This is a genomic window from Pseudoalteromonas sp. SG41-5 (assembly GCF_014164495.1).
Taxonomy (GTDB): Bacteria; Pseudomonadota; Gammaproteobacteria; order Enterobacterales; family Alteromonadaceae; genus Pseudoalteromonas; species Pseudoalteromonas rhizosphaerae.
The window spans coordinates 1-8,823 of the sequence record NZ_JACJFH010000132.1 but is presented as its reverse complement, the minus strand read 5'-3'; the positions used below and the strand labels follow the sequence as shown (position 1 = coordinate 8,823).

The 8,823-nt window shown below is 38.4% G+C and carries 8 protein-coding genes; 4 read left to right on the top strand and 4 right to left on the bottom strand.

The window, feature by feature from the left end:
* On the top strand, positions 1 to 687 hold a 687-nt coding region (locus tag H5232_RS21160), incomplete at its 5' end, for a chitodextrinase (protein ID WP_182831460.1).
* A gap of 174 nt (positions 688 to 861) precedes the next feature.
* Here the strand turns inward: H5232_RS21160 and H5232_RS21155 are convergent.
* Entirely contained in the window at positions 862 to 1,701 is an 840-nt protein-coding gene (locus tag H5232_RS21155) for a glycosyltransferase family 8 protein (protein ID WP_182719590.1), read from the bottom strand.
* Positions 1,702 to 2,313: 612 nt separating this feature from the next.
* On the opposite strand from H5232_RS21155, the gene H5232_RS21150 reads away from it, so the two are divergent.
* On the top strand, positions 2,314 to 2,940 hold the full coding sequence (locus tag H5232_RS21150; RefSeq protein WP_259400169.1) for a PKD domain-containing protein: 627 nt from the start codon (positions 2,314 to 2,316) through the stop codon (positions 2,938 to 2,940).
* Positions 2,941 to 3,397: 457 nt separating this feature from the next.
* Complete coding sequence (locus H5232_RS21145; protein WP_182768319.1) at positions 3,398 to 5,059, top strand: SUMF1/EgtB/PvdO family nonheme iron enzyme; 1,662 nt, start codon at positions 3,398 to 3,400, stop codon at positions 5,057 to 5,059.
* Positions 5,060 to 5,129: 70 nt separating this feature from the next.
* Here H5232_RS21145 and H5232_RS21140 read toward each other — a convergent pair whose 3' ends face one another.
* The 3 genes from H5232_RS21140 to H5232_RS21130 form a co-directional block, all read right to left on the bottom strand.
* Positions 5,130 to 6,008, bottom strand: coding sequence for a hypothetical protein (locus tag H5232_RS21140; RefSeq protein WP_182831459.1), 879 nt, complete (start codon positions 6,006 to 6,008; stop codon positions 5,130 to 5,132).
* A gap of 78 nt (positions 6,009 to 6,086) precedes the next feature.
* Complete coding sequence (locus tag H5232_RS21135) at positions 6,087 to 6,293, bottom strand: hypothetical protein (protein WP_182831458.1); 207 nt, start codon at positions 6,291 to 6,293, stop codon at positions 6,087 to 6,089.
* Positions 6,280 to 7,032 (bottom strand): hypothetical protein, encoded by a 753-nt coding sequence (locus tag H5232_RS21130; RefSeq protein ID WP_182831457.1) that lies wholly within the window; start codon positions 7,030 to 7,032, stop codon positions 6,280 to 6,282. Before H5232_RS21130 ends, H5232_RS21135 begins: the two co-directional genes overlap by 14 nt.
* A 621-nt stretch (positions 7,033 to 7,653) precedes the next feature.
* Here H5232_RS21130 and H5232_RS21125 point away from each other — a divergent pair.
* The gene (locus tag H5232_RS21125) at positions 7,654 to 7,983 is read left to right on the top strand and encodes a hypothetical protein (RefSeq protein WP_182719586.1); all 330 of its coding nucleotides are present in this window, start codon (positions 7,654 to 7,656) and stop codon (positions 7,981 to 7,983) included.
* The last annotated feature ends 840 nt before the right edge of the window (positions 7,984 to 8,823 follow it).

The window sequence follows — 8,823 nt, the reverse complement described above, 5'->3', positions numbered from 1 at the left end:
AACAACAGCTTATTTATTGCCGCTTTTTGGGTTAAAGGCATTGAACCGATAGAAAACCAACCCCATTGGGATGGTTGGATTTGGCTGCAAAATACTGTGATAGAAAAATGGCAAGCAAACAAAGTATATCAAGGTGGCAACCTTGTAAAACACGGAGCCGACTACTACCTTGCCCGCTATTGGAATGAGAATAACGAACCTAAACTTCATAGTAGTTGGCAAAAAATTAAAGATTCATTCTACCAAACCCCAGATTTACCACCTGAACACCCTGACGACTATAAAACGCTGGACGGTGTTGACCAAAATGATAACGGTATTCGTGATGATTATGAGCGCTATGTGTATGAAAAGTTTGATTCTCCACAGCTCATCACCTTTAGTTTAGGCGCAGCTTCAACATTACAACTGGTTATTGATATTGAACAAGGGCGTATACCAAATTTAGATACTGAGATCAGTAAGCAGATTATTTTGGATATGATCAACATAAGCTACTGTGTTCGATATTTACAAAATTCACACCCACACTTTAGAGAACCCGAAGTTTTATACTTTAATACGATAGATAGAGCTTACGCTAACCGGAAAAGCCAAAATAAAATTAGTGACTATATTGCTTGGGATGACGACTTTCATTACGGCGCTGATAGAGACTGCAAAATCCTTAAGGAGGACATAAAATGATTAAATTATATTTATTTAAAGTCTGACTAATTTAATGCCGGTCGCAGATGTATCCCGACAATCAGCAAAAAGCCAATAATGGGTGAGTAGTTTGGTTCTTCATATCAACACGCAGAATGTTATGCACAAAGAACCAACAAATCAAAAACAAAATAAACACAGTTTTATAAAAAACTAGCGATCAATGCATCTCTCGCTACATAGCTCAATTAACCAATTGGGCAGCGGATATTTGGCGTATACCGTGCTTAAAAAGTTATCCCACGCTTTATCTTTGAGTTGTTCAATTTCACTCTCAGATACCAACCCTTTATATAGCTGGGCAAAATCTTTTAAAAACTGTATATCACGACGCCGACTATTTTTGGCGTATCCTTTACCTGCGTAGTGAATAAAGTCAGCATCTAAGTAACCTTCTTTGCCAAACATATCCATTCGGTTAAAAGCTTTGTCAAATGAGCTATGTGCGATGCCATTTTTATGGAGTGTATAATTGAAATAGCTCTGGTCATAATGCGTTATTTTATTACAAACCTTGTGTAAATCATCGAGCGTAGTCTTTTTAAAAAGTGGGCATTGGCTAGACGTCAGAATGATACCCGCATTGTAATAAATAGGTCGATTACTCTTGAGCGGCCAGTCGACTTTTCCAAGCGCATCACATACCATTGCGACATCTTGCTCACGCTCTTGAATAATACCTTCATCAAACCAATAAGCAGTTTGCAAATCGGTATAAAGGTCAAAAACATTTCTAGCATGAGGTGTAATTAAAACATCAGCGTCTACGTAGAGCACTCTGTCATATGTTTCGAGCAACTCACCTATTCTCAGTTTTTCTGTCCACGCAGGGCTTGCATTATATGTTGGGTTTTCGATCTTTATCGGATAGTGCAATTGGTCAGATATTATTAAATCTGCACCGACTTTTTCGGCGTAATGCTTAAAACTCAAAATTGCGGCTTGATACATTGGGTTATCGCCAATGGCAAGGGTAAATATGGCTTTTTTCATGCGTTATCTCAGAGTCCTTTGTTCAGTTATTTATTTTATCCTAATACCCAAAAGTTTCCCAAGAATTGGCCTTATATATCAATGAACTAATAGTATTGAAAATTTAGGGAGTACGGGAACAATCATGGTGTTTTGTGATTTTATGAACCGCTAAAAAACAGCACGAAAGACCATGAATGCTTTACTATTTTGCACAATATACTCCGCGCTGTCACCCCCAACCCAATCCATAAAGCTAGATTTAATACTTTAGTCGCTGCCGTTAAATCTCTTTTGCACTGTCAGCAATGCACCTTAACTTATATCGCTCGCTATTTAAATTCAAAAACAACTGAAAAACATGATACTAAATGTATTGACCGACGGTTCAGTAAAGCTCGCTCTTTGCCCCCTATCGGGAAAGCACGTTCAGCTTTTAGCACCATTATCCAAAAGTACAAAAAACAATTTTTTTAATGCACAAACTGATCCTGCCAAGTGATTGCCGACCCGTGATTGTGATGGACACGGATTTTAAAGTCCTGTGGCTCAAGCCGCACGAAACGATGGCTAGCATTATACCAGCCAGTTTCGCGGTACGACACACCTGAAAAAGGACCGTTAATAATTATTTTGGGGGTTCCCTTAGACATCACGCAATACTCAACGAGTCAAGTCGTTCAATGGTTATGGGATTTTGGCGATGGTCAAACTTCAACAGAAGCCAGCCCTAAGCATATTTTCGCAGAATCAGGAAGTTACCTAATTAAGTTGACAGTAACTGATCAATCCGATGATCAAGATACCTTTGAACGGCTTATTCAGGTAACAGATCAGTATTGCTCAATAAACTCAGCTAGCGTCGATAAGCACATCACTCATGTTTCTATTGGTGGCAACGACATTAATTATAACTCAACAGCATGGGACTATACCCAAATGCCGATAGAGCTGATAAATCCCAGTAATACTATCATCAACATTCAAGGAGATACTGGAGTAACAGAGCGATCTACCTCATGGAAAGTCTGGATTGACCTCAACGATAATGGAATTTATGGTGATGAGGCTAATGAGCTTGTCGTCGATAAATTTGTCGAAGAGGGGCAACCTTATGGCCTTAATACTACACTCGATTTATCAACGCTGCCAAATAGTCGTCAGGCTAAATTTATGAGAATTATTGGTGACTATACCGTTTTTGGCCCTTGTTCTTCGAGTATAGGAGAAGCGCTAGATTTAAGTGTGAGTTGGCAGTAAATTCGGTTAATACATCTTATTGAAGAGAGCGATTTATACGAGAGCGTGCTGAACTTTCCGGTATAAAAAACAAACAGCAAAAAATACGGTGTAATTGAATTCGCTAAAAAACGTTACACCGAATACATACGCCAAGATAAATGTTAACAAACGCGACATGGAATGTCTTATCAAAAGTAATGTGCTTAGGGGATCAAGGCGATCCCTCAGAACTTAACCCCTTTGTCGCTTTGTTCAGCATTCAGCTTCAAATTTTCTTAAGATCCAACCTATAGGTAAATTATAAATCCAGACCTTTGATATATGAAGTTAAGTTCTTACTGGTTAAACAAAGAGTTGTAGCTTTTAATCAAAAAATCATCTAGGTGTTTTCTATTTTTTCCACCATTTAGATTTTTTATAAGATTTTTATTGCTTAGTTTTCCACTATTACTCTCTCATTAAAAAGGAAAACTAAATGAAAATAAATAAATTAATAATTCCTCTCTTCTTGTCGATTAATAGCCCTGCAGTTTATGCAAATGAAAGTACCAGTGGTTTGATTGAACCCATCATGGTCACGATACCTGCGGGTACTTTTCAGATGGGCGATATAGATAAAGAAGATGCCCAGCCTGTTCATAAGGTAGCGCTACCCGAGTTTAGCTTAGGAAAATATGAAGTAACCGTCAGAGAGTTTCGTCACTTTGTTAAAGAGTCTGGCTATGACATGCCGACTAAATGCATCCATCAATTAAATGGCTGGTTTAATTATGGAGCAACAGCAGGCACATGGGAAAACAACTCGCTCAACACCAGTGACTTTCAACCCGTTAATTGTATTGGCTGGAAATCGGCTAATGCTTACGTTCAATGGTTGGCTGAGAAAACAGGTCGCCCTTATCGCCTGCCCAGTGAAGCTGAATGGGAATACGCAGCAAGAGCAGGCACAAACAGTAAATATTATTTTGGTGACGACCCCGACCAAACCCTCGTTTGTGAATACGAGAATACGGCTGATTTAACGGGCGAAAATATACTACAACGCGATACCAATACCAGCTATGTTAACTTCTTCAATGGTAAGTCAAACTGTGTTGATCACTCAGCTTATGCAAGCATCGTTGGTATGTATAAACCAAATCCATTTGGTCTACATGACATGATTAGTAATGTGGTTGAATTTACTGCTGACTGTTACAAAAAAAACTATAAAAATGCACCCACTAATGGCCAACCATGGACAAGTGAGAATTGTGAATTCCGCGTAGCACGAGGTGGTAGCTGGCATTGGAATACATTTGCGGTTAGTGAAAGAGGCGTCATGGGTAAAGACTTTATCGGTGCAGTAGAAGGATTTAGGATTGCACTTGATGGCGCAGCCCCAGCAATGGGAGGCAACACCAAGCAGTTTAAAAAAACGCTAAAAATAGCGCAACACAGTGAACAGTTAAGGCGTGATGCGGTTTTACCCTACCCAGACACGGTCACTAATTTAACCATAAAACAACAACAAGGTCTTGTTACTTTAAGCTGGGACAAGAGCGAACAAACAGATATTGAAAGTTATCGTGTTTACAGGAACTCAGCGATAGGCAGCACATTTAAACTATTAGCACCAAACATAGTAGAAACAATATTTAAAGATGCTAATATCGATAACCATCAATATGAATACACGGTGGTAGCGGTTAGGCGTCATCAACAAAGTGATTACAGTAATACGGTAAAAACACGAGCACCTTGGGTACAAACACCTGGAAGATTGGAAGCCGAATCAGCAAGTGAGATCACCGGCTCCTCCGTAGGAAGAACCTCAGATATCGATGGTAAATTCAATTTAACGGGCCCAGGCGGCATAAGTGACAAGGCGATAATGAGCTATCAGTTAGAGGTCGCAAAATCAGGGCATTATTCGCTTAGCTACCGAGTAGCAGCTCCTGATGATACAAAAGGCTTTGCAATATTAGTGAATGATGAAGAGCTAGCCACAGAAAAGGTAACAAGCACGGGTGGATATCATCAATGGCAAACCCAATCAGGCGCTACCATTTACTTAAACAAAGGGAAAAATAAATTGACGATACAATCACGTGATAAAAACTGGAAGCTAAACTGGGTTAACTTCAAACAGAATTAGCTTATTTAATAAAGCGTCAAGGCAGCACTATTGCTGCCTTTTACGTTTTTAAGTAAGCGCTTAGTACAATTCATAAACTCAAAGACGTCAGCTTCTCCTCATTTATCCGTCGCCAATAGTCACTGCCTTTTTCATTGATATATTGAGAATAAAAATCATAATTTACTTGGGTATTGTCAGAGCCGCAAATCAATAGTGCGATGTCTAAACTAAGACGAAGATTACCCGACAATTGTGCTTGCTCAAAAGTACGCTCTGCGTGACTAATAAATGCATCAGTATCGTTTTGCGCATCTGCTAACAACGTTTTCAAGTAAGAGTTATCTGCACTATCTAATGTAATACCTGTCATAAGTACTTGTGCGTCTTTCAGGCGGTTTTGACTTATATAGTATTTCATTAATTGCCTACGACTCGTTCGTGCAGCCCAAAACTCAGGCGTCAATGTAGCTAGTTTTATTACTTGTTTTAAATGAGGCTCTTTATCCTCGAGGTTCTTAGTAAAAATAGCATAGTGAAACGGTATGATAGCCAAGTGATAGCTAGGAAATTGGTAAGCCTTCATTTTACTTTCGGCTTCTCTTAAATAAAGGTATTTGTCGTCTTCTTGTTTATTTTTATGCGCCAACACAGATAAGTAAGTTAAAGCATCAAGCTCACGTTGTTTATCGTGAGCCTCAAAGGCTAATTTGGCTGATGTAAGCAGACTATGCTTAATGGCGTTATAATCTGCCTGATTGTGATCTATCCACGACTGTGCAATCAAAGCGTCGGCTTGTCGAGGTAAATCATTAATTATTTTAAATTGTTCTATCGCATTTGCCAGCTTTAAGGCGCTTAAATCAAATAGTTCTTTTCGTGTTAATACTTCACTTTGAAAGAGTAAAGCATTCCCCACATATTGGGTATTTTTTTGTGAAATAGCCGCTTTTTCAAGTTTACTTGCCATCACCAGCGCTTTTTCAAACTCTCCCATCCTTAAATAAGTTTCGGTGAGCTGGCTAAGAATAATAAGATCATTAGATGCTTATTGGTGAGCAATAGCTAAGTTTGCTTGCTTAACTGCTGGGGCTTGCGCTTCATTGAGTAGGTTATAAATAACTGGATTCTGTAAGTGACTTAAAAGCTGTTTTGTAGCATCGCGTTGATCAGCCCCCAACACATGGCCGCGCCAATCAGCAAAAGGGCCCTTTAGAATAAAATCAATATACGTCTTTTCATTATAAGTGCGCATAGAGCCTGATAATTTCATCCGAAGTAGGCTTGTTTACAAACACAGATATTAAGTCTTCAAAGGTTTTTAAATACTCGAGCTCTTCACATTCATGCTTTAAAAAAGTCTTGCACTCAGGGTCTTTTAGGTAATGACTAAGATCTGCTGATTCAATGAGACTGAGTACTGATGTAAATAGTTCAGAACTAGATTCAACTCCCTCCTTTTGCTTATAACTGTTATTTTTTATAAAAGCTTTACTGTCACCTTGATCTATTTCATTAATCATTCTTTCAAATGAATATAAAACAGCTGAGCTTAATAAACCGTATTTATTAATTGATGCTTTAATCACGCTTTGCAATTTTTCACAGCTAGCTCTGAGGCGATTAGATTGCTCAAGAAGAAGCTGGGTACTTACTAAGTTTCTAGTTTCTTCAAGCTCTGATTTACTCGTTTTCCATGTTCTGTAGAGCAATATTATCGTAACGATTAATAAAACTGGGTTTAAGGCATTATTAAAGTAAGTGGCAGCATCAACCCACTTATTCAAAGGCTCTGCCAAACTAAAACTAAATCGAGAAAAGTAAAAAAAGCTAACACTACTGAATAAGCAAAGTATTATTACGGCAATTATTATCCCATAATCAAATCCTTTTTTATGTTTACTCTCTCTATCCCACCTGAATAAAACCCCTCCTATAATGAAAAGGATTATAATAAGAAATATCCAGCCCAAGTACTCGAGCATTGAATCCATTTATTCTATCCTTATCTAATGGCTGATAATTAGCCTTAATTAGTACACATTGACTTAAATCAACAAACTTTAGATCAATAAAAGGTAACTGCGAAATAGAAGCTGGAAAGTTTCCACTTTATCTATCCTATAAAGCATCATAATTTGTAAAAGCATAAAACCTATAAATATCAAAAATATAAAAACTTGCCAACAAAAACTTTCGGTCAAGCATTCTTGAATGCTTGGATTCACTGCGCAAGCTCAGCTCTTGTATTTAGCCAAGACCAAACACCTACTTCACGTTTAAAACCCTTCCCCCGTCATCACGCACTGAAAATAAGTAATTGATGAGTAATTCATTTCATGGCAGGATTTTGTTCCCGACAAATCCTAAGTACCTACATCCATGTAGGCAATGAAATGAAAACCGTGACTTGCCATGGGTGAAAAGCGCAGCTTTGAACTAGAGGCCATGGATGGCCGAACTGGGGAGCGTGAAAGTCTGGACTATCTTCGCGTTTGCGTTAACTGCTTATAAACAGAAAGCCCCATAGCCTTAAAAAATTGTTCGTTTACATTACAAAAAAAAAGTGAGAATATCGAACTTCAGCATAGGTCAAAAAAGGAACAAGGAAAGTTATGAGCTCATCAAAAGAAATGAGTGTTGTGAAAAAAGTAGGTATTGCCGGTAGAATCGCTTCAGTAGGCCATTTCGTATATCGCCAGTTCATCGGTAATCATAAAGATGCAAATGAAGCATATACTAGAGTTTACCCTACCATAAAACTTACGATTCAAACTTATGGCCGCAGCTCAAATGAATCTACCAATTTATTAAAAATACTAGCAAACCTTGCGCCAGCAGGTGCGATAAGAAGAAACTTTACTAAACGATACATAGATGACAGTGAAGGTTGGTTAAAGCTACCAAAAAATCCGAACGATATACCTTATGGTTATTGGTATTGATACTATGAAAAGCAATATATTTTGGTACTTGTTTCTCCTATTACTTTTACTTACCACAGGCTATGACATCTATAACTCCTTTTTCAATATAAGCTTGCAAAAAATTCAGCCAGCATGGCTGAGTTGTCTTACATTTACGTTTGATACTCTTACTATCGGCGCATGTTTAGGTATTATATATAAACGTTATATTTTACATCATATCATTTGGTTACTCATTATATACGCTCAAATAACAGCTGTTCTTTTGGCGCTTTATTATGAGTTTACTGCTGGAGGTTATACTAGAAGTGAAATGTTGTTATTTTCTAACATCATATTTTTTGTTGCTTTAATCTTCTTATATCCACTTATTAAATATTATCAATTAGTTAAAAAACACTCAAAACAATGTAATTCTTAATTAGGTGCATAAAGGCAGTGTGCTTTCTATGACTGGAAACCGTGGGGCTAGGTCTTGCATATTGCCAAGACCAAAAACCAATCTGGCGTTTAACACCCTTCCCTCATCATCACGCCCTGAAAATAAGCAATTGATGAGTAATATCGCGCATAGCATGATTTTGTTCCCGATAAATCCTAAGTACCTACATCCATGTAGGCAATGCGCGATAAGGCGAAACTAGGCCATGAGTGAAAAGCGCAGCTTTGAACGAGAGGCCATGGATGGCCGAACTGGGAAGCGTACATGAATGTGAAAGTCGGCCTATCTTCGGCGTTTACGTTCACATCAATTGTGCATTGAAGGATTAAGCGTGATGCTCGGGGCGCCGTGGGGTTCCTAGGGGCGGTCGGCGGCAGCCGCCCCTTGGTTGCCGCCAGCAAGCTAAACCTTGAATA

Coding starts and splice junctions, on each gene's coding strand:
- H5232_RS21155 (WP_182719590.1), bottom strand. CDS start 1,701: ATGAAAAAAGCCATATTTACCCTTGCCATTGGCGATAACCCAATGTAT.
- H5232_RS21145 (WP_182768319.1), top strand. CDS start 3,398: ATGAAAATAAATAAATTAATAATTCCTCTCTTCTTGTCGATTAATAGC.
- H5232_RS21140 (WP_182831459.1), bottom strand. CDS start 6,008: ATGGCAAGTAAACTTGAAAAAGCGGCTATTTCACAAAAAAATACCCAA.
- H5232_RS21135 (WP_182831458.1), bottom strand. CDS start 6,293: ATGCGCACTTATAATGAAAAGACGTATATTGATTTTATTCTAAAGGGC.
- H5232_RS21130 (WP_182831457.1), bottom strand. CDS start 7,032: ATGGATTCAATGCTCGAGTACTTGGGCTGGATATTTCTTATTATAATC.
- H5232_RS21125 (WP_182719586.1), top strand. CDS start 7,654: ATGAGCTCATCAAAAGAAATGAGTGTTGTGAAAAAAGTAGGTATTGCC.